Origin of the sequence: Mycetocola lacteus (assembly GCF_003667575.1) — a bacterium.
Lineage (GTDB): Bacteria > Actinomycetota > Actinomycetes > Actinomycetales > Microbacteriaceae > Mycetocola > Mycetocola lacteus.
Genome location: NZ_RCUY01000011.1, coordinates 1 through 18885 on the forward strand (window position 1 = coordinate 1; position 18885 = coordinate 18885).

General features: G+C 65.1%; 19 protein-coding genes and 1 tRNA gene. 11 read left to right on the top strand and 9 right to left on the bottom strand.

The window, feature by feature from the left end; all coding sequences use genetic code 11:
• The 6 genes from D9V34_RS17855 to D9V34_RS12315 all read left to right on the top strand — a co-directional run.
• A partial coding sequence (locus D9V34_RS17855; protein WP_183091778.1) for an Ig-like domain-containing protein occupies nt 1-352 on the top strand: 352 nt, incomplete at its 5' end.
• A 262-nt stretch (nt 353-614) separates the two neighbouring features.
• Nucleotides 615-1073: a DUF3060 domain-containing protein gene (locus tag D9V34_RS12295; RefSeq protein ID WP_121686930.1), complete on the top strand. Its 459-nt coding sequence runs from the start codon at nt 615-617 to the stop codon at nt 1071-1073.
• A gap of 147 nt (nt 1074-1220) precedes the next feature.
• Nucleotides 1221-2714: a tyrosine-protein kinase domain-containing protein gene (locus D9V34_RS12300; RefSeq protein WP_121686931.1), complete on the top strand. Its 1494-nt coding sequence runs from the start codon at nt 1221-1223 to the stop codon at nt 2712-2714.
• Nucleotides 2711-3340 (top strand): arsenate reductase/protein-tyrosine-phosphatase family protein, encoded by a 630-nt coding sequence (locus D9V34_RS12305; protein WP_121686932.1) that lies wholly within the window; start codon nt 2711-2713, stop codon nt 3338-3340. Before D9V34_RS12300 ends, D9V34_RS12305 begins: the two co-directional genes overlap by 4 nt.
• A 9-nt stretch (nt 3341-3349) precedes the next feature.
• Nucleotides 3350-4441 (top strand): polysaccharide pyruvyl transferase family protein, encoded by a 1092-nt coding sequence (locus D9V34_RS12310; protein ID WP_121686933.1) that lies wholly within the window; start codon nt 3350-3352, stop codon nt 4439-4441.
• A 105-nt stretch (nt 4442-4546) separates the two neighbouring features.
• A complete protein-coding gene (locus tag D9V34_RS12315; protein ID WP_121686934.1) occupies nt 4547-5200 on the top strand; it encodes a GntR family transcriptional regulator in 654 nt (217 codons plus the stop codon).
• 55 nt (nt 5201-5255) lie between these two features.
• Here D9V34_RS12315 and D9V34_RS12320 read toward each other — a convergent pair whose 3' ends face one another.
• The 4 genes from D9V34_RS12320 to D9V34_RS12335 all read right to left on the bottom strand — a co-directional run bounded on the left by D9V34_RS12320 (nt 5256) and on the right by D9V34_RS12335 (nt 8631).
• The gene (locus tag D9V34_RS12320; RefSeq protein ID WP_121686935.1) at nt 5256-5924 is read right to left on the bottom strand and encodes a GntR family transcriptional regulator; all 669 of its coding nucleotides are present in this window, start codon (nt 5922-5924) and stop codon (nt 5256-5258) included.
• Nucleotides 5924-6637, bottom strand: a complete 714-nt coding sequence (locus D9V34_RS12325) for a GntR family transcriptional regulator (RefSeq protein ID WP_121686936.1) — start codon at nt 6635-6637, stop codon at nt 5924-5926. The genes D9V34_RS12320 and D9V34_RS12325 overlap by 1 nt, the downstream gene beginning before the upstream one ends.
• A gap of 70 nt (nt 6638-6707) precedes the next feature.
• Nucleotides 6708-7970, bottom strand: a complete 1263-nt coding sequence (locus D9V34_RS12330) for a sensor histidine kinase (protein WP_121686937.1) — start codon at nt 7968-7970, stop codon at nt 6708-6710.
• Entirely contained in the window at nt 7963-8631 is a 669-nt protein-coding gene (locus D9V34_RS12335; protein ID WP_121686938.1) for a response regulator transcription factor, read from the bottom strand. The genes D9V34_RS12330 and D9V34_RS12335 overlap by 8 nt, the downstream gene beginning before the upstream one ends.
• A gap of 180 nt (nt 8632-8811) precedes the next feature.
• Between D9V34_RS12335 and D9V34_RS12340 the strand changes: the two genes are divergently transcribed.
• The 5 genes from D9V34_RS12340 (at nt 8812) to D9V34_RS12360 (ending at nt 13939) form a co-directional block, all read left to right on the top strand.
• Complete coding sequence (locus tag D9V34_RS12340) at nt 8812-9333, top strand: hypothetical protein (protein WP_121686939.1); 522 nt, start codon at nt 8812-8814, stop codon at nt 9331-9333.
• Complete coding sequence (locus D9V34_RS12345) at nt 9333-10439, top strand: peptidoglycan-binding protein (protein WP_121686940.1); 1107 nt, start codon at nt 9333-9335, stop codon at nt 10437-10439. The genes D9V34_RS12340 and D9V34_RS12345 overlap by 1 nt, the downstream gene beginning before the upstream one ends.
• On the top strand, nt 10436-11122 hold the full coding sequence (locus D9V34_RS12350; protein ID WP_121686941.1) for an ABC transporter ATP-binding protein: 687 nt from the start codon (nt 10436-10438) through the stop codon (nt 11120-11122). The genes D9V34_RS12345 and D9V34_RS12350 overlap by 4 nt, the downstream gene beginning before the upstream one ends.
• The gene (locus D9V34_RS12355) at nt 11119-12348 is read left to right on the top strand and encodes an ABC transporter permease (protein WP_121686942.1); all 1230 of its coding nucleotides are present in this window, start codon (nt 11119-11121) and stop codon (nt 12346-12348) included. Before D9V34_RS12350 ends, D9V34_RS12355 begins: the two co-directional genes overlap by 4 nt.
• 157 nt (nt 12349-12505) lie before the next feature.
• Nucleotides 12506-13939: a sugar porter family MFS transporter gene (locus tag D9V34_RS12360; protein WP_121686943.1), complete on the top strand. Its 1434-nt coding sequence runs from the start codon at nt 12506-12508 to the stop codon at nt 13937-13939.
• A 153-nt stretch (nt 13940-14092) separates the two neighbouring features.
• Here D9V34_RS12360 and D9V34_RS12365 read toward each other — a convergent pair.
• The 5 genes from D9V34_RS12365 to D9V34_RS12385 all read right to left on the bottom strand — a co-directional run bounded on the left by D9V34_RS12365 (nt 14093) and on the right by D9V34_RS12385 (nt 18879).
• A tRNA-Gln gene (locus tag D9V34_RS12365) sits at nt 14093-14164 on the bottom strand.
• A 56-nt stretch (nt 14165-14220) separates the two neighbouring features.
• Complete coding sequence (locus D9V34_RS12370; RefSeq protein ID WP_121686944.1) at nt 14221-15207, bottom strand: NAD(P)/FAD-dependent oxidoreductase; 987 nt, start codon at nt 15205-15207, stop codon at nt 14221-14223.
• Nucleotides 15208-15212: 5 nt separating this feature from the next.
• Nucleotides 15213-16727 (bottom strand): glutamate--tRNA ligase, encoded by a 1515-nt coding sequence (gltX, locus tag D9V34_RS12375; RefSeq protein ID WP_121686945.1) that lies wholly within the window; start codon nt 16725-16727, stop codon nt 15213-15215.
• Between the two features lie 200 nt (nt 16728-16927).
• A complete protein-coding gene (locus tag D9V34_RS12380; RefSeq protein ID WP_121686946.1) occupies nt 16928-17695 on the bottom strand; it encodes a fumarylacetoacetate hydrolase family protein in 768 nt (255 codons plus the stop codon).
• Nucleotides 17696-17769: 74 nt separating this feature from the next.
• The gene (locus D9V34_RS12385; RefSeq protein WP_121686947.1) at nt 17770-18879 is read right to left on the bottom strand and encodes a branched-chain amino acid aminotransferase; all 1110 of its coding nucleotides are present in this window, start codon (nt 18877-18879) and stop codon (nt 17770-17772) included.
• Nucleotides 18880-18885 lie beyond the last annotated feature (6 nt).

The window sequence follows — 18885 nt, forward strand, 5'->3', positions numbered from 1 at the left end:
CCTGAACGTCGAGCAGACCCCCGTGGGCGGCGCCGCCACCAGCCGCGACACCGTGTCCTTCAAGGTCCGCACCGGCACCTCCTCGGATGTCACCGTCACGACCCCCGCTCAGGACGGCACCGTCTCCACCAAGACCGTGACCTACACCGGCAAGGGCGAGCCGCTTTCCAAGATCACCGTGAACGGCACCAGCCGCCCGGTAGCATCGACCACTGTCCGCTCTGACGGAACCTGGGAAGCCATTGGAACCTTCGAACTGGCCAACGGAAAGTACACCTTCCGCGTCAGCCAGGAGGAGCTCAACGGCGACATGAAGCACACCGACCTGACCTTCACGGTCAAGGCCAACTAGTCACGAGCGCATAGTCGTTTCGACACACCCACGACTGGGGGCGGGAGTAATCCCGCCCCCAGTTTTGTGTTTCACAGCCCGATCACGGTGACACAATCGCAAAAAAGTGAGAGTAAAATATTAGATGGTGTTGCGCTTAGTCTTTATTTGTGACAGACTCATTCATGTTCTGAAATATCAGATTGTTAGAACATAGTGGGACGGACACAACCCTTCTCCGAGCCCGAACTGAGCCACCCGGCCCCTACCCGTAAGGAACCCCATGAAGACCGCAACCCGCACCATCGTGACCACCCTGGCCGGACTCGGCCTGATCGCCGGCCTGGCCGCCTGCAGCGCCGACGCCCCGGACAAGAACAACGCCAAGCCCTCCGCTTCCGCATCGGCTTCGGCCGACACCAAGAAGGAAGAGGCCAAGGACCCCTCGAACCCCGAGGAGATCGAAAAGGTCGAGGGCAAGTGTGAAAACGGCGTCGCCACGATCACCACCAACAACGTGGACGTGACCGTGCCCGACTGCGAGACCATCAAGATCGAGGCCAGCAACAGCATCATCCACATCGGTGCCACCACCAACCTCACCGTCAACGGTGCGATCAACGACATTCAGGGCACCACCGTGCAGAACGCCACCATCACCGGTAGCGCCAACACCCTGACCACCGATAACACCCCCAAGATCGACGACAAGGGTGAGCAGAACGAAGCAAAGACCCGCTAGTCCCCTGAATTCCCTCGGATTTTCCCCGTCCGAGGGAATTCTCCCCCGGCCATCGAAATATTAGATGGCACGCCAGATCCCGCGCCTCCCCCGCCTCCCACCAAGACATCCCTCACAACAGCCCAGCAGATCACCAGGAGCCCAGCAATGAACTTCACCGACTACATAGCGGCGGTACGCCGTCACTGGATCGCCGTGGTGATCGCCATCGTGATCGCCTGCGGAATCGCCGGTGTCGCCACCGCCGTCGCGACCCCGCAGTACCAGTCCAAAACCCAGCTGTTTGTCTCGGTGGGTGGCGGTGACTCGGTAGGCGACCTCGCCCAGGGAAACTCCTTCTCCGAGCGCCGTGTCTCCTCCTACGTGAGCCTGGCCACCAGCTCGCGCGTGCTGGAACCCGTAATCCAGAAGCTCAACCTGAAGATGAGCCTCGACCAGCTCAAGGCCTCCATCTCGGCGGCCTCTCCCCCCACGACGGTTCTGATCAACATCACCGTGACCCACCCCGATCCCGAACTAGCTAAGCGCATCGCCGATGCGGTGGCCGAGAGCCTCGTCTCCGAGGTTGAGGTGGTTGAGGGATCCGCCTCCACCTCGCTGATCAAGATGAGCGTGGCCGAGGAGGCCGTGGTCCCCACCGTGCAGTCCTCCCCCGACATCAAAAAGAACCTGCTGATGGCCATCGGTGTGGGCGGCGCCATCGGCGTGCTCTACGCGGTGCTGCGCTCACTCCTGGACACCCGAATCCGAAACCGCGAGGGCGTCACCAACATCACCGATGCCAGCATTCTCGGCGTGATCGCCGAGGAGCCGGGCCTGGACGATGACCCGCTGGCGATCCTCACCGACCCATACGGTGTGCGCGCCGAAAACTTCCGCCAGCTGCGTACCCAGCTGCAGTTCACCAACCTCGATCACACCTCTCAGAGCGTGGTGGTGACCTCGAGCCTGCCCGGTGAGGGCAAGTCCTCCACCTCGATCAACCTGGCACTGATGCTCGCCGAGGGCGGCGGCCGCGTGCTACTGATCGACGCAGACCTGCGCCGCCCCCGCGTGGCCACCTACCTGGGCCTGGAGGGCACAGTGGGTCTGACCACCGTGCTCGCCGGCCGCGTGGACGTGGCCGATGCGATCCAGTCGGTGGGCAACCGCAGCAAGCTCGATGTGCTCACCTCCGGGCAGATCCCGCCAAACCCCAGCGAGCTGCTCGGCTCGGCGACCATGAATACGCTGCTGCGAGACCTCGAGGAGCACTACGACACCATCATCCTCGATGCCCCGCCCACCCTGCCGGTGACCGACCCGGCCGTGCTGTCCACCATCACCTCGGGTGTGCTCATGGTCGCGACCCTTGACGGCCGCCTGCACAACGAGGAGCTGCGCGCGGGCCTGGATAACCTCGACGGCGTGGGTGCTCGCATCCTCGGGGTCGCCCTCAACCGGATGCCGCAGCGCGCCAGCGCCTACGCCACCTACGGCTATCAGGACACCATCGAACCCTCCCGCCGCGAGATGCGTAAGTCCGCACGCCGCGCGAAGAAGGGCTCGAAGCCGGGTTCCCCGCAGGCAAAGCCCCCGGCCGGTCCGATCCGCAAGCCCGCGACCGCCGGCGCACCTCGGCACAATGAGGCGATCGTATGACCCCGCTGAACGTGCTGGTGGTCTGCACCGGCAACATCTGCCGCTCTCCGTACGCCGAACGAGCACTGCAGGCGATGGCCGACCGGATCGCCCCGGGAGTGTTTCGCGTGACAAGCGCCGGCACCCGCGCGGTTGTGGGCCGCCCGATGGAGGCCGGGTCCGCACGGATCCTCGGCGAGCGCGGCATCCCCGCCGCCGGTCCCGTCGCCCGCCAGCTCACCACCTCGATGGTGCAGGACGCCGACCTGGTGCTGGGCCTCGCCCGTGAACACCGTGCCGATGTACTGGACCTGGTTCCCGGGGCCCTGCGTCGCACCTTCACCCTGCGTGAGTTTGCGCGCCTGCTGGAAACCTGCGGAACCCCCGCCGCCGAAGACCTGAATGACGCCCTCGCCGCCCCCGACATTCCCGCCCGCTGGCGCGCACTCACCCCGCTCGCCCTGCGACACCGTACCGATTCGAAGGCCGCTCATCCCGCGGACGACGACGTGCTGGACCCCTTTGGCCTGGACGACACCGCGTTTCGCACGATGGCCGCCCAGATCGACGCGGCCCTGATTCCCCTGCTCGACACCCTCACCAAACTCGCCGCCGCGGACCGCCATCCGCGCACCACCCACAGCTAGGAGCATCCCATGGCCACCACCCCCACTCGCCGCCTGGTGTATCTCGGCTGGCACGGCTTCATGAACTTCGGCGACGACCTGCTGCGCGACACCTGGCAGGCGGCCCTCACCGACGACCTCTCCCTCTCGGCGCCGCTCAGCCGCCGCGATTATGTGTCCCAGGCACCCCGGGTCGCGATGGACCGGATGCGCACCGCCGGTGCCGAACGCCTCGTGCTCCTGGGCGGCGGAACCACCGTGGGCTTTGCCAACTGGGCCGGGCACGCTCGGCGCGCACAGCTGGCCTACGATGCCGCCGGAATCCTGATCCCCGGGGCCGGGGCTGCCGAGTCCACCGACACGTTTGCGCTGGGCCTGCAGGAGCAGGGCTGGTCCGATTGGGCCGACCTCTCCGGCGTCGCGCTGATGGGTGTGCGCGGACCGCTGACGGCCCGCGAGTGTGCGGCTAACTGGATGCCGACCCCGGTGATTGGAGATCCCGCGCTGCTCTATCCCGCGCTAATCGATTTCTCTGGCGAGGAGCGCGACGAGACCACCATCGGTGTGGCGCTCGGCGCGGATCCCGAGTCCCGCTTTGACCCGCACGTGGTGGCCGAGGCGCTGCGCCGGATCAGCATGGCCGAGAGGATCGATCGGGTGAAGGTATTCGCGCTCTCCAGCTCCGACCGTGAGGGTGCCGAACGCTTCGCCCGAATGGTGGGTCCCCTTGCCGAGGTCATCACCTTCGAAGGCGATGTGGAGGCGACCATGCGACAGATCGCCCGCTGTGGGCTGTTCATCTCCGAACGCCTGCACGGTGCGGTGGCCGCGGTATCTCTCGGGGTGCCCACGGTAGCGCTGTCCTATGCTTCCAAGTGTGATGACTTCTGGCTGAGCGTCACCGGTGCACGATCCCCGATCACCGTGGGGCACAGCGCCGACGAGCTGCTGGCCGAGGTGCGCACCGTACGCGAGCCCGCCTATCAGGCATACGTGGCCGCCGAGGTGGAGTCGCTCCAGGGAACACTGGGCCGCGCGGCTGAGCGCATCAACCGCTGGCTCGCCGGTCAGTCCAGCACCACCGAAGTGCTCCATCCCACCACTGGCAGCTCGCCGATTTAATGCAATCCGGGGCGCGAGTACCGCGCGCCCCGGGGCGTGCGTACAGGCTCGCTCCGATAGGATCGTTCTACTCCATCGAGTAACCCCCTGCCATGAGGAGGCACCATGCCCATCACGTCCGGAAGCGCCCCGGTCGCCCGCAAATCCCTACGTGAGTCCGCCGCGGAACAGATCCGTGCTGCCATTCTGGACGGCACCCTGAAGCCCGGCGAAAACCTCAACGACGGTGAGCTGCAGGAGTGGCTGGGCATCTCTCGGACCCCGGTGCGTGACGCCCTGAACGACCTGGCCCGCTACGGCCTGATCGAAATGGCTCCGCAGCGCTACACCCGGGTGGCCAAACCGCGTCCCGAGGACCGCACCCAGATCATGCAGACCCTGGGTGCGCTGGTTGGCGGTGTGGTTCGGGTTACCGTGGCCGAGCTGACCGACACTCAGCGCGCAGAACTGATCACGTCCGTGCAGGCCGCCGCCGAAACCCTGCCCACCCGCGACTACGATGCCCACGGCACGCTGGGCTGGGACATGGTGCACCTGTTCCTCAAGTACTGCCCGAACCGGATCCTGGTGGCCGCAACCCAGGACCGCATCGACGGTCTTGGCTATCAGCTCACCATTACCCGCAACGTGGAGAGCACCGATTGGGCCGCCCTCGAAGCTGGCTACCCGGCGCTGATTACAGCGCTCCAGGCGGGCGACTCAATCGCCGCCGAGCTCGCGATCGAAACCGTCTTCCAGCTGCCCCTGCCCACCGCATAGCGCAGACACAAATCGCCCGTCCCGTTCCCGGGGCGGGCGATTTGTATACGGGGCGCTAATCCTGACCGCGGAAGGTTTCGATGAAGTTGCGGCGGGTGGGCTCGTACATCGCATAGATCAGATCCCCGGTGGCCTCGGCATCGCCGGTGTGGGCGGCGGCGTTGATGGCCTCAAGCTGATCGACGATCTCATTCACTCCGGTCAGGCCCTCCCGCGGGGTGAGGAAACGCAACAGCTGGAGCGAGAGCCCCTCCACGGTTTCAACCATGATCTGGTTGCCGGTGGCCTTTTCAAACACCAGGAAGAAGTCGCGGATCGCCGGCCCCAGACCCGCGAGGTTATCCTCGTCCAGGCACGCACGAGCATCCTCGGCGAAGCCCTGTAAGGCGGCCAGCTGCTCTGTACTCAGCGAACCGACAGTCTTGCGGGCAGCGTGCTCGTGGAGCACTCCGGTGGTGAAGATCGCCTCGTTGATGTTGCGGAAGTCCAGCGGGGCCACCCGCGTGTACTTATGCGGAACCAGCTCGACGATACCGTTTTCGGCCAGACGGTTCAGGGCCTCCCGGATCGGGGTACGCGAGGTTCCCAGCCAGGTTAGTAGCTCCTCATCGTGTAGCTGCTCGCCGGCTTCCAGGGTGCCGTCGAGAATCGCGTTGAGGATGGTGTCGTAAATCTCGTCGCGCAGCAGGCGACGACGGATCGGGGCGCGTCCGGTGCGGGGCATTAGGAGGCCTTCTCTGTGGGTGCCGAGGTCAGGGCAGGGGCCGCGGCGTTGGCCGCGAGGATCTGGTCATGGAAGTCGCTCACCTCGGAGGCAAAGTAGCGCGAGGCGGCGCGGGAGGCTTCGAGGGCGTCCCCGGCGAGGGTGGCCTCGACCATCTCGCGAATCGCATCGTAGGTGGAGGTGCGGCTGATCCGGTCACTGTGGGTACGCAGGATGCGCTGCACGTGCGGATCGAACCGGGCGGGCTGGCGCAGCAGCACCCGGTTGTCATAGCGGGTGATGTAGACCTCAAAAATCTCGGTCAGGATGACCGGGGCCTGCTCGGCCTTGCGCCCAGCCGGGCCGACCAGCTTCTTCAGCAGGGTGGTGAGCTTTTTGCGGTCGGCGTCGGTGAGCAGTGGCACGACCTCGCGGATTGCGGCGGCATAGAGCGCGCCGAGCACCTCCATCATCTCGCCGAACTGTACCGGGTCGATCTCGGCCACCCGCGTGGCTTTCTGCGGCTGTACCTCGACCAGCCCGGTGTTGGCCAGGCGCCCGAGAGCCTCGCGAATCGGGGTGCGCGAGGCACCCAGCCACACCTCCAGCTCCTTATCGGAGAGCGTGCGTCCGGGTTCAAACTCGCCGGAAACGATCGCGTTGAGGATGCGGTCATACACCTGATCACGCAGGAGCAACCGCGGGGTGACACTGGGTTTCTTGGGCACGGGCATGCCCCCATACTAACCGAGAGACACTGTAAATATCTAATATACCAATTGGATTTGTCGGATTTTTGCCGCCCTAGACCCGCGCCAGCTCGGCCTTGGACTTGGCCTTCGCCATCGCCAATGGCAGCTCCATTTCCAGGATCAGTCCGCCGTCGGGGTTGGCTCGCACCACCAGCTCGGTCCCGTGTGCGCGGGCGATGTTGCAGGCCAGCGCAAGCCCCAGTCCATTACCGCGCACCTGCCCGGGTACCCGCACCCGGCCGGCACCACGATAGAAGGGCTCGGTGATGCGCTCCAATTCATCTGCGCCCAGGTGAGCGCCGGAGTTGACCACGATCAGGCGGACGATGCCGTCCTGTCGAATCAGCTCCACCGTCACCTTCCCACCATCGATGTTGTGGCGCACGGCGTTATTCAGCACGTTATCCAGGAGCCGCGAGAGCAGGATCCGATTGACCTCCACCACGTAGCCCACCGGGCACTCGGTCTCGACAAACACCCCGTGGGCGCGCGCTTCGGCGCGCAGTCCGAGGGCGCACTCCCCCACCAGTTTGCCCAGGTCGACCTCCTCGGTCTGCAATTCCCCGTGGGCGGCTTCGGCGAGCTCAAGCAGCGCAGTCACCGTGTCCACGCTGCGCGCGGTAGTGTCCTGCAGCTGCGAGATCAGCAGCCTGGTGTCGGTGGATTCGGGACTATCAGCGGCGAGAGAAAGAAGTGCCTGCGTGGTGGCCAGCGGGGTTTTGAGCTCATGCGAGGCATTGGCCGCAAAGCGCTCATACTCGGCGAAGGAGCGCTCCAACCGGGCAAGCATCGAATCGAAGGTGTCCGAGAGTTCGGAAAACTCATCCCGGGGACCGGTCAGTCCCACTCGATGATCCAGCGACCCTTCGGCAGCCTTGCGCGCAGCCTGGGTAATCTCGTGCACCGGACGCAGCAGGCGACCGGCCACGATCCAGGAAATTAGCCCACCCACGAGGACCACGACGGCCAGGATCGCACCGGAGCTTTCCAGCAGCACCGAGAGCAGGTCGTGCACACTGCGCACCACCACGGAGCCATTTTTGCCATCGTCAGGGTTCGGCGAAGCAGGCACCTGAGCGGGGGGCGTCTGCAATGGGGCGATGTTCGAATCACTCGGCTTGAAACTATTAGGGGTGACGGCGCTGGTAATGGCATAGGTCGGCACATACTTCATGACCGCATAGAGCGCACCCATCATCAGCAAGCCACAGCCCAGCAGCATCGAGGTAAACACAATGGTGAGTCGAGCACGCGCGGTGACCCGCGGTCGCCAGGAAAGCAGCGAGGGCTTGGGTGCGGCGGCGGGGCTACTCAACGGGGGCCGCGATTCGGTAGCCCACACCCGACACGGTTTCGATGATCCCCGGCTGACCCAGCTTCTTCCGCAGGGTTGAGAGGGTCACCCGAATCGAGTTGGTAAAGGGATCCACGTTTTCATCCCACGCCTTTTCCAGGATGCGCTCGGCGCTCACGGTCGCCCCATCGGCAGCCATCAGCACCTCCAGAATGGCAAACTCCTTTTTGCTCAGACGAATATAGGTGCCGTCGCGGAACACATCGTGACGGAAGGCATCCAGACGCACTCCGTGATACTCATAGACCACCGGAGTCGCCTCGGCCGTACGTCGACCGAGTGCGCGCACCCGGGCGATCAGCTCGGGGAATGCGAAGGGCTTGGCCAGATAGTCATCGGCACCCAGTCGGAAGCCCTCAACCTTATCGGTCAACCGCCCCGAGGCCGTCAGCATCAGCACGCGAGCGCGGGATCCGGCGGCCGAGAGCTCGGCGCAGACCCGGTCTCCGTGAATCACCGGAAGGTCGCGATCCAGGACCACAACGTCGTACTCGTTGACCGAGTCCATCTCGAGCGCGGTGGCGCCATCGTAGGCGATGTCCGCGGCGATAATCTCGCGTCGGAATGCCTCGTGGATGGCCTGAGCCAGGAGCTCCTCATCGTCAACAATCAATACTCGCATCGGTGCGCCCCTTTCCGGACGTTGCGATAATCGCCCGATGCGATCATCTGATATGCAAATATTTAAGCACATTAGATGTAAAAAAAACATCAATTATTTTATTGACATCACCTGAACACCCCCTCGGCTGTACTGGAATCACGTTCACCCCGAACGCACCAACCAACGAGGAGATTCACCATGAAAACCATCCCTTTCACCCGTAAAACCCGCCTGGCTGCCGCACTGGCGGTCATCCCGCTGAGCATCGCACTCCTGGCCGGATGTAGCGCAGGCTCCTCGGGTAACAGCCCATCCCCCGAGGCCGGCGGCGACAGCAAGCCCGCCGCGGGCAACGGCGGCGGCACCACCGATCAGCAGTACCAGGAGTGGGTCCTGAAGTTCAACGGCTGCATGGAAAAGCTCGGCCACGATATGCCCGAGCCCGGGCAGGCAATGCAGGGCCTGGAGGAAGGCCCCGAGCTGGATGCCTATCTGGCAGATTCAGAAAAATGTATGAAGGAGGTGGGCGAGGCACCAGGCGCCAACAAGAAGTCTAAGGAGGAGGTCAACGAGGCCGCTCTGAAGTTCTCGCAGTGCCTGCGCGACAACGGCATCGATGTCCCCGACAGCGACCGCCCCAACGCGATCACGGTCCCGCAGAACGCCGACAAGGCTGTGCTCGACAAGTGCAATAAGGAAGCCGGAATCGGAGCCAACTAATGGGAGCAACCACACACCCAGCCTCACGCCGCAAGCGGCTCGGACTCATCATCTCGCTCGCCGCGGTGGTTGCGATCGGCGCCGGAGCAGCATTCTTTGTCTTCCGCGGCGGCAGTGCCGCCGCCGATCCTCCGCCACCCGCAGCGCCGCCGCCCACCACCGAGGTGGTTCGGCAGACCCTCCAGGAAACCATTACCGCGCAGGGCAAGCTGGGTCACGGCGAAGCTCGAGACCTGGCCACGGCCCTGGCCGGCATCATCACCGGCCTGCCCGCGGGCGGTGCCACCATCGGACTGGGCCAGACCCTGTTCTCAGTGGACAATAAGCCGATCACCCTGATGCGTGGCAGTATCCCCGCCTGGCGCGACTTTGCCGCCGATATGGACAAAGGTCCGGATATCAAGCAGCTCGAGCAGAGCCTTGCCGACCTGGGTTTCTTTGGGGGAACCCCGGATGAGAAGTTCACCGCGGCCACCACAACCGCGATCAAGAAGTGGCAGAAATCGCTGGGCCTGGAGCAGACCGGAACCATTGCGCTGGGCACCATCGTCTTTGAGCCCGAGGATGTTCGGGTGAACTCAGTGGAGACGGTGCTTGGGAGCATGGCCGGGGGCGAAAAACCGATCCTCACCATCACCGGACTCGGCCGGAAGATCACCGCCGACCTCAAGCTCGCCCAGCAGTCCATCGCGACCGTGGATGGCAAGGTCACCGTCAACCTACCCGACGGAACCAAAACCACCGGCACCATTGCATCGGTGGGCACCCCCATCAGCCGAGATGGTGATGGCGGAGGCGATGGCGGAGGTAAGGCCAGCACTGTGATTCCGGTGGAGATCATTCTGGATGATCCCGCGGCCGGGGCAGGCCTCCAGGAGGCCGCGGTGTCGATCGATTTCCCCACCAAGAGCGCCGAAAACGTGCTCGTGGTCCCGGTCGGGGCCCTGACCCCGGATGGGAAGGACGGCTACTCGGTCGAGATCCTCAACGCCGATGGCACCACCAAGAAGGTCTCCGTAACCCCGGGCCTGTTCGCCGGAGGCTCGGTGGAAATCACCGGTGACGGCGTGAAAGAGGGCGACCAGGTGGTGATTCCGAAACTATGAGTGCACACGTGATCGAACTCAACCACGTAACCCGGGAACACGGAAGCCCGCCGGTGCGCGCGGTGGACGGGGTCTCCCTGATCGTGGAGGCCGGCGAGATGGTGGCGATTGTGGGGCCGAGTGGGTCGGGCAAGTCCAGCCTGCTGAACCTGATCGGGACCCTCGATCGGCCCACCACGGGCTCGGCCCTGATCGACGGCGCCGACGTCGCCCGAATGAGCGATAACGCCCTCTCGGCGCTACGTGCCTACCGGGTCGGGTTTGTCTTCCAGCAGTTCCACCTCTCCGAGGGGGTGTCCGCCATCGACAACGTGGCCGACGGCCTGCTCTACACCGGAGTGGGTCTGCGGGAGCGCCGACGCCGGGCGAGCGATGCGCTCACCCGGGTGGGGCTCGGTCACCGCACAACCCATAAGCCCTCCCAGCTCTCCGGTGGTGAGCGGCAGCGGGTGGCCATCGCGCGAGCGGTCGTCTCCCGTCCGCCGCTGCTGCTGGCCGATGAGCCCACCGGTAACCTCGACCAGACCTCCGGGGCCAGCGTGGTTGAGCTGCTGCATGAGCTCAACCGGGATGGAACCACCATCGTGGTCATCACCCACGACGTGGAGCTCGCCCAGAAACTCCCGCGCCGGATCATGATTCGTGACGGTCGCGTGGTTTCCGACAGTAAGGACACCCCATGAAACGCCGCCGCACCGCACAGGAACAGGTGAGCGCACTCCCGGCCAAGACCCGCTCGCGGCTCCTGCGCAAGGACGTGCTGCGCCTGGGAGCTTCGGGCCTCAAGTCACGGCCCACCCGGGTGGTCCTGTCGGCACTGGGTATCGCGATTGGTATCGCCGCGATGATCGCGGTGGTGGGCATCTCAACCTCGAGCCAGGCGAAACTCAACGAGCAACTCAGCTCACTGGGCACCAATATGCTCACGGTGGGGGCCGGAAAGTCGCTGTTCGGCGACCAGTCAAAACTCCCCGAGACCGCCGCCGGGCAGGTTTCCCGCATCGAGGGGGTGGAAAAAACCGCCTGGCTGGCAGAATTGGAGGGAATCAAAAGCTATCGCAGCCGGCTAATCGACTCCGGGCAGTCCGGTGGCATCACCGCCGCGGCCGTATCGGACACCCTGCTTGATGTGACCGAGGCGAGCATGAAGTCCGGAAACTGGTTCAACGAAGCCACCGCGAACTACCCCACGGTGGTCCTCGGGGCCAAGGCAGCGCAGCGACTGGGCGTGGTCACCCCGGGCACTCAGGTGTGGATTCACGATCAGCTGTTCACGGTGTTGGGTGTGCTGGACCCGGTGCCGCTGGCCCCCGAGCTCGACACGATGGCGATGTTCAGCGAACATACGGCCATTGAGACGCTCGGCTGGGAGAAGAACCCCACCACGATTTATGAGCGATCTTCGGATGAGTCGGTGGATGCGATTCGCGCCCTTCTCCCCCGGGCCGTGAACCCCGAGAACCCCGAGGAGGTGGAGGTCTCGCGTCCATCGGACGCACTGGCCGCCAAGAACGCCGCCGACACCGCCTTCACCGGGCTGCTGGTGGGACTCGGTTCGGTTGCGCTCCTGGTCGGCGGCATCGGTGTCGCCAATACGATGGTGATCTCGGTCCTCGAGCGTCGCCGAGAGATCGGCCTCCGCCGTGCCCTCGGTGCCACCCGAAAACACATCCGCTCGCAGTTCCTCGCCGAGGCGCTGCTGCTCTCGGCTCTCGGTGGGGTGGCCGGGGTGGGGATCGGCATGGTGGTGATCACGGTGTTTGCCAACGCCAACGGGTGGCCAGTTTCGGTGCCACCGCTGGTGATCATCGCCGGCGTCGCGGCCACGATCGTGATCGGGGCGGTGGCCGGGCTCTACCCGGCGATTCGTGCGGCGCGCACGCCTCCCACTGCGGCGCTGGCGAGCTAGCAATTGTTCCCTCGGGCCTCACGGGTCCCGGGGGAACTTTTGCATGCCGTCATTTTTGCCATAAGACATATTAGATAATGTCGTGATTTTGCGTTTAATATGGCAGGGTCGAGTGCAGAGTGAAATATTAGGCTCACGACACAAACGAGGTTTCTCAATGCAGACGTTACCTGCTACCCGGCGTCCCACCCGACTCGCCCTCCTGATCGGCATCGCCGCCACCACGGTGGGCATCATTTACGGCTATGACTCGTCCAATATCGGTGGGGCGATGCTCTATCTCGCCACCGATTTCAACCTGTCCCTGGATCAGCAGCAGCTGGTGACCACCACGGTGGTGGTTGGCGAGATCCTGGGCGCGATCTTCGGCGGATACCTCTCCAATCGTTTCGGCCGCAAGGCGGTCATGGTCGGGGTCGCCGCGACCTTCGCGCTCTTCTCGCTCGCCTCCGGCCTGGCCCCGACGCTCGAACTGCTGATCCTCGCCCGCTTCCTCCTGGGGGCCACCATCGGCGTCTCGGTTGTGGTGGTGCCGGTATTTGTGGCCGAGTCGGCCCCGGCCCGCTCGCGCGGTGCGTTCCTGGTCATGTATCAGGTGGCAACCGTGATCGGCATCATCCTCGGCTACCTCATCGTCATGGCCCTCGCCCCCTCGGAGAACTGGCGCTGGATGCTGGGCCTCGCCGCGATCCCCGGCCTAGTCATCACCTTTGTCCTGCTGAAGCTGCCGGATACCCCGCGCTGGTATCTGCTGCACGGCCGACTCGACGAGGCCCGCGCGACCCTAGCCGGCATCGAGGGCGAGGGCGGCGATGTGGAGCGCGAGCTGGCGCTGATCCAGGACAGCATGAACACCCACAAAAAGGGAACCTGGCGGGACATGCTGCGCCGCCCGTTCCTGCGCGCGACCCTGTTCATCGTGGGCCTGGGATTCTTTGTGCAGATCACCGGTATCAACGCGATCGTCTACTACAGCCCGCGCATCTTCGAGGCGATGGGCTTCACCGACGACGTGACCAAACTGGGCCTCTCGGCGCTCGTGCAGGCGGCGGGCCTAGCCGCGGTATTCCTCGCACTCGCGTTCATCGATCGTCTGGGGCGCCGCCCGGTCCTGCTGATCGGCATCGGCACCATGATCCTCGCCAACGCGCTCCTGGTCACCGTGTTCCTGGTCGGCAACGGCACCTTCACCGGTGCCCTCACCACGCTGGGCTTTATCGGCCTGATGCTCTTCACCGCGGGGTTCTCCTTCGGATTCGGCTCGCTGGTGTGGGTCTACGCGGGCGAAACGATGCCCACGCACCTGCGCTCGCTCGGGGCGAGCACGATGCTCTCGGCCAACCTGGTGGGCAACATTCTGGTCGGATCCCTGTTCCTGACGGTGCTCACCCGCCTCGGGGGCTCGGGCACGTTCCTCTGCTTCGGGATCCTCGCCCTGGCTGCCTTTGGCTTCGTCCTCCGCTTTGCCCCGGAAACCAAGGGCCGCGACCTGGAGGAAATCGGCCAGTTCTGGGCGGCCGGCGGCCGCTGGAACGACACCACGGGCGCAGCCGAAAAAGCCTCGCAGCCTCGGGATAGCGCCCAGCGCTAACCACCCCACGAAACGTACAGAACCCCCTCGGCTTTCCGAGGGGGTTCTGTATTGAGACGATGTTCGCGCAAGAGGACCAACGACCTCGGGAGCGCCAGATCCCCATCGCCACAAACAAAAACTCCCCGCTTCGAAAAGCGAGGAGTTGATTTGCTGGGGTACCTGGACTCGAACCAAGAACAACTGAACCAGAATCAGCCGTGTTGCCAATTACACCATACCCCATCAGTTCGGAACCTTTTTCTCAGTGCCGTGCTGATGTTTCTAGAATAGCCCGAGGCTTAGCTGGACGCCAAATCGACGGCATGAATGCGCGTGTCGAGCGTGTCGCGCAGCACCGCTGCGGCCGTGCGCGCACCGGCACCGGCGGCCACGATCAGCTGCTGCGGACCGGGAGGGGTGATATCCCCCACCGCGTATACGCCGGGCACGCTGGTACGACCCTCGGCATCCACGGTGATCAGCGCACCCACCTCGGGGTCGACAGAGTCCGCCGCCGGGCCCACGTGGGCACTGACGGTACGCTCGAGGCCCAGGTCGGCGAGGAAGCTGTCCGGGACGGTCCACTCCGGCCGCACAAAACCGGCGCTGCGCTCAAGAACCTCACCGTCGGCAAACCGCACGCCGGTCAGACCGGTGCGGTCGCCCACCAGCTCGGCAATAGGCCTGCGATCCAGACGGATTCCCGCCCCGGCCAGCTCGGCCTCGGCGGTAGCCGGAACGCGGTCGCTGCCATTGCTCAGCGCGATCACATCGTTCGACCACAGCGAGGTGTGCAGTGCGCGGCGCACCAGGTCCTCGGTTTCGCCGAGCATCAGCAGCGGCTGGTCGCTCTTTTCGAAGCCGTCGCACTCGAAGCAGGAGTGAACGGAGGTGCCATAGAACGCGCGCAGGCCCTGGACCTGCGGCAGACGCTCGGTCAGCCCGGTCGCGAGCACCACGCGGCGCGCACGCACCTCGTGGTTGGCGGCCCCGCGCACGCCGGTAGCCTTGACCACAAAGCCCTCCCCCGCCGGGGTGATGCTGTCGACCTGGGCGAAGGCCACGGTTCCGTTTTCGTAGGCTTCCACATCCTCCCGGGCGAGGCGTCGCAGCTCAAGCGGCGGCACCCCGTCCCGAGTGAGGAAACCGTGGGACATCAACGTCGCGGCGTGCCGCGGACGGTTTCCATCCAGCACCAGCACACGCTGACGCGCACGCACCAGGTTCAGTGCACAGGACAGTCCGGCGGGGCCCCCGCCCACAACCACAACGTCAACATCCATCATTATTTCTATTCCCCTCGCAGTGCGGACAGACGCTCGAGACGCGCCAGCGTCTCGGCCTTGCCCAGGATTTCCATCGACTCAAACAGCGGCGGGGAGATCCGGCGACCGGAAATTCCCACCCGGAGCGGACCATAGGCGATCCGCGGCTTGAGTTCGAGGCCGTCGATCAGGGCGGACTTCAGCGCCTCCTGAATCGGGTCGGTCGTGAAATCTGCCACACCCTGCAGTGCGGCGATTGCGGCGGTCAACACATCCGTCGTGTTGGCCGGAAGGCTCTTCAGCGCGTCCTCCTGGTAGTCCAGGCTGGCGGCGTCGGTGAACAGGAAGCCGAGCATGGCCGGAGCCTCACCCAGCAGGCCGATGCGCTCCTGCACCAGCGGGGCAGCCTCGGCCAAAATTTCGCGCTCGGCCTCGGTAACCTCGGCACCCAGCACACCCGCGGTCTGCAGGTAGGGAATGGTGCGCTCGGCAAAGTCGGCCACATCCAGCAGTCGGATGTGGTCACCGTTGATCGATTCGGCCTTCTTGAGGTCGAAGCGTGCCGGCGAGGGGTTCACGTCGGCCACGTCGAAGGCGGCAACGAACTCGTCGATGCTGAACACGTCTCGGTCCGCGGACAGGCCCCAACCCAGCAGCGCCAGGTAGTTGACCAGGCCCTCGGGGATGAATCCACGCTCGCGGTGCAGGAACAGGTTCGACTCGGGGTCGCGCTTGGAGAGCTTCTTGTTGCCCTCACCCATGACGTAGGGCAGGTGGCCGAAGCGCGGGATCGCGGTGGCGACACCGATCTCGATCAGGGCCGAGTACAGGGCGATCTGACGCGGGGTCGAGGGCAGGATGTCCTCGCCGCGCAGCACGTGGGTGATGCCCATCAGGGCGTCATCCACCGGGTTCACCAGGGTGTACAGCGGCTGACCGTTGGGGCGCACCAGCACGAAGTCGCTAAACGAACCGGCGGGGAAGGTGATCTCGCCACGCACCAGGTCGTCAAAGCTCAGGTCGGTGTCCGGCACGCGCAGACGCAGCGCGGGCTCGCGGCCCTCGGCGCGGAACGCGGCCTTCTGCTCCTCGGTGAGGTCGCGGTCGAAGTTGTCGTAACCGAGCTGCTTGGCGCGGCCGGCGGCCTCGTTACGGGCGTCGATTTCCTCGGCGTTGGAGAAGGACTCGTAGAGGTGACCGGAAGCCTTGAGCTTCTCGATGACCTCGGCGTAGATCTCCGAACGCTGGGACTGGCGGTAGGGACCGTGCTCGCCGCCGACGCCCTCACCCTCATCCCAGTTGATGTGGAGCCAGCGCAGGCCATCGAGGATCTGCTGGTAGCTTTCCTCGCTGTCGCGGGCCGCATCGGTGTCTTCAATACGGAAGATGAGCTTGCCGCCGGTGTGGCGGGCATAGGCCCAGTTGAACAGCGCCGTGCGGATCAGACCGACGTGCGGGGTACCGGTGGGCGACGGGCAGAAACGGACACGAATGTCGGAGCCGGTCGCGGTGGTTACGAGGTGTGAGAGAGAGGTAGACATCGCAATCATTCTATCGCGAACCGGCCCGCGCGGACCCGACGAGTATGTGCCTCATGGTTATGACGCTAACAGCGCCGAATGTGCCCTCCGAGGACCGCGTCGGTTTTCGAACGGGCGCGCGACGGATGACCCTCGAACCAACAAACCGGGCCCCTCCCTCACCGCGAATGCGGAAGGAGGGGCCCGGTGAGAAAGACGGATTAGCGCACCGGGTTGCTCAGGATGCCCAGGCCCTCGATCTCGCACTCCACGCGGTCGCCGGGGTTCATCTCGCCCACGCCCGCGGGGGTGCCGGTGAGGATGATGTCGCCGGGCAGCAGGGTGAAGGCGGCGCTGACGTACTCGATAATCTTGGGGATGTCGTGGATCATGTCATCCAGCACACCGTCCTGACGCACCTCGCCGTTCAGGCGGGAGATGATGCGCTTGCCGGCCGGATCAAACTCGGTCTCCACGATCGGGCCGATCGGGCAGAACGAGTCCAGGCCCTTGGCCCGGGCCCACTGGCCGTCGGATTCCTGCAAGTCGCGGGCGGTCACGTCGTTGGCGATGGTGTACCCAAACACGACCTTGTCGGCGTCGGCGGCGGGCACGTTCTTGGCCACCGACCCGATGATGATCGCCAGCTCCGCCTCATAGGACACGCGCTTCGTGATCGGCGGGATCAGGATCGGGTTTTCCGGCCCGATGACCGAGGTGTTGGGTTTGAAGAACAGCAGCGGCTCGGCCGGCGGGGTCGCATCCGCGCCACCCATCTCGGTCACGTGGTCGCGGTAGTTCTTGCCCACCGCGACGATCTTCGAGCGCGGGATCACCGGGGCCAGCAGGGTCACCTCACCCAGCGGCACACGCTCGCCGGTGGTGTCGAAGCCCGCGTACATGGGATCCCCGTCGAGGACCACGATCTCGGTCTCGTCGATGATGCCGTAGGCGATGCGATTGTCGTGACTAAAACGTGCGATCTTCATGCACCCATCCTAAACCTGAACGACGCCGCCCCGGCTCGAATCTCCGAGCCGGGGCGGTGTCGTGAATGCCTGGATTAGCCGTCGACGCGGACCATCCAGCCGTGACGGTCCTCGCGGCGACCGTACTGAATGTCGGTGAGTTCCTCGCGGATGCTCAGGGTCAGTTCGCCGGGCTCGGCGTCCTCGGATCCGATGGTGAAATCGGTGGACTTGAGCTGGCCGATCGGGGTGATCACCGCGGCGGTACCGCAGGCGAACACCTCGGTGATGGTGCCGTCGGCCTCGCCCGCACGCCACTCATCGATACCGATGGCGCGCTCCTCCACCGTGTAGCCACGGTCCTGGAGCAGCTGGATGATGCTCGCGCGGGTGATGCCCTCGAGGATGCTGCCGGTGAGCTCGGGGGTGACCACGGTCTTGTCGTTGCGGACGAAGAACACGTTCATGCCGCCGAGCTCGTCGATCCGGGTGCCGGTCTCGCCGTCCAGGAACATGACCTGGGCGCAGCCGTTGCGGTACGCCTCCTCCTGCGGGAGCAGCGAGGCGGCGTAGTTGCCACCACACTTAGCGGCACCGGTTCCACCGCGGCCGGCGCGGGAGTACTCGGTGGACAGCCAGATCGAAATCGGCTTGATACCCCCGGTGAAGTACGCACCGGCGGGGCTGGCGATCACCAGGTAGCTGGCCTTGTGAGCCGAGCGCACACCGAGGAAGGTCTCGTTGGCGATGGTGAACGGACGCAGGTACAGGCTGGTGTCCGGGGCGCTGGGAACCCAGCGCTCATCGGCCTTAACGATCTGACGCACCGACTCGACGAAGTCCGCCACCGAGAGCTGCGGCAGGGCCAGGCGGGCGGCGGAGCGCTGCAGACGCTCGGCGTTCTGGTCGGGACGGAAGGTCCAGATCGAACCGTCGGCGTGACGGTAGACCTTGAGGCCCTCGAAGATCTCCTGACCGTAGTGCAGCACCGAGGAGGCGGGGTCGAGGATCAGCGGGCCGTAGGGAATGACGCGGGCGTCGGCCCAGCCGTTTTCCACGGTCCAGTCGATCTGCACCATGTGGTCGGTGAAGTGGTTACCAAAGCCCGGGTTGGCAAGGATCTGTGCGACCTCCTCCGCGCTGCGCGGGGAGGTGTTGGCCTCGTGCGAGAACGCGAGCGGGGCGGTGGTGGTGTCATGTGCCATGATTCA

What these genes read in the sequence shown, in the direction of transcription:
- D9V34_RS12340 (WP_121686939.1), top strand. Translation starts at nt 8,812, where the DNA reads ATGAAAACCATCCCTTTCACCCGTAAAACCCGCCTGGCTGCCGCACTG.
- D9V34_RS12370 (WP_121686944.1), bottom strand. Translation starts at nt 15,207, where the DNA reads ATGATGGATGTTGACGTTGTGGTTGTGGGCGGGGGCCCCGCCGGACTG.
- D9V34_RS12345 (WP_121686940.1), top strand. Translation starts at nt 9,333, where the DNA reads ATGGGAGCAACCACACACCCAGCCTCACGCCGCAAGCGGCTCGGACTC.
- gltX (WP_121686945.1), bottom strand. Translation starts at nt 16,727, where the DNA reads ATGTCTACCTCTCTCTCACACCTCGTAACCACCGCGACCGGCTCCGAC.
- D9V34_RS12325 (WP_121686936.1), bottom strand. Translation starts at nt 6,637, where the DNA reads ATGCCCGTGCCCAAGAAACCCAGTGTCACCCCGCGGTTGCTCCTGCGT.
- D9V34_RS12350 (WP_121686941.1), top strand. Translation starts at nt 10,436, where the DNA reads ATGAGTGCACACGTGATCGAACTCAACCACGTAACCCGGGAACACGGA.
- D9V34_RS12305 (WP_121686932.1), top strand. Translation starts at nt 2,711, where the DNA reads ATGACCCCGCTGAACGTGCTGGTGGTCTGCACCGGCAACATCTGCCGC.
- D9V34_RS12295 (WP_121686930.1), top strand. Translation starts at nt 615, where the DNA reads ATGAAGACCGCAACCCGCACCATCGTGACCACCCTGGCCGGACTCGGC.
- D9V34_RS12320 (WP_121686935.1), bottom strand. Translation starts at nt 5,924, where the DNA reads ATGCCCCGCACCGGACGCGCCCCGATCCGTCGTCGCCTGCTGCGCGAC.
- D9V34_RS12310 (WP_121686933.1), top strand. Translation starts at nt 3,350, where the DNA reads ATGGCCACCACCCCCACTCGCCGCCTGGTGTATCTCGGCTGGCACGGC.
- D9V34_RS12385 (WP_121686947.1), bottom strand. Translation starts at nt 18,879, where the DNA reads ATGGCACATGACACCACCACCGCCCCGCTCGCGTTCTCGCACGAGGCC.
- D9V34_RS12360 (WP_121686943.1), top strand. Translation starts at nt 12,506, where the DNA reads ATGCAGACGTTACCTGCTACCCGGCGTCCCACCCGACTCGCCCTCCTG.
- D9V34_RS12380 (WP_121686946.1), bottom strand. Translation starts at nt 17,695, where the DNA reads ATGAAGATCGCACGTTTTAGTCACGACAATCGCATCGCCTACGGCATC.
- D9V34_RS12300 (WP_121686931.1), top strand. Translation starts at nt 1,221, where the DNA reads ATGAACTTCACCGACTACATAGCGGCGGTACGCCGTCACTGGATCGCC.
- D9V34_RS12335 (WP_121686938.1), bottom strand. Translation starts at nt 8,631, where the DNA reads ATGCGAGTATTGATTGTTGACGATGAGGAGCTCCTGGCTCAGGCCATC.
- D9V34_RS12355 (WP_121686942.1), top strand. Translation starts at nt 11,119, where the DNA reads ATGAAACGCCGCCGCACCGCACAGGAACAGGTGAGCGCACTCCCGGCC.
- D9V34_RS12315 (WP_121686934.1), top strand. Translation starts at nt 4,547, where the DNA reads ATGCCCATCACGTCCGGAAGCGCCCCGGTCGCCCGCAAATCCCTACGT.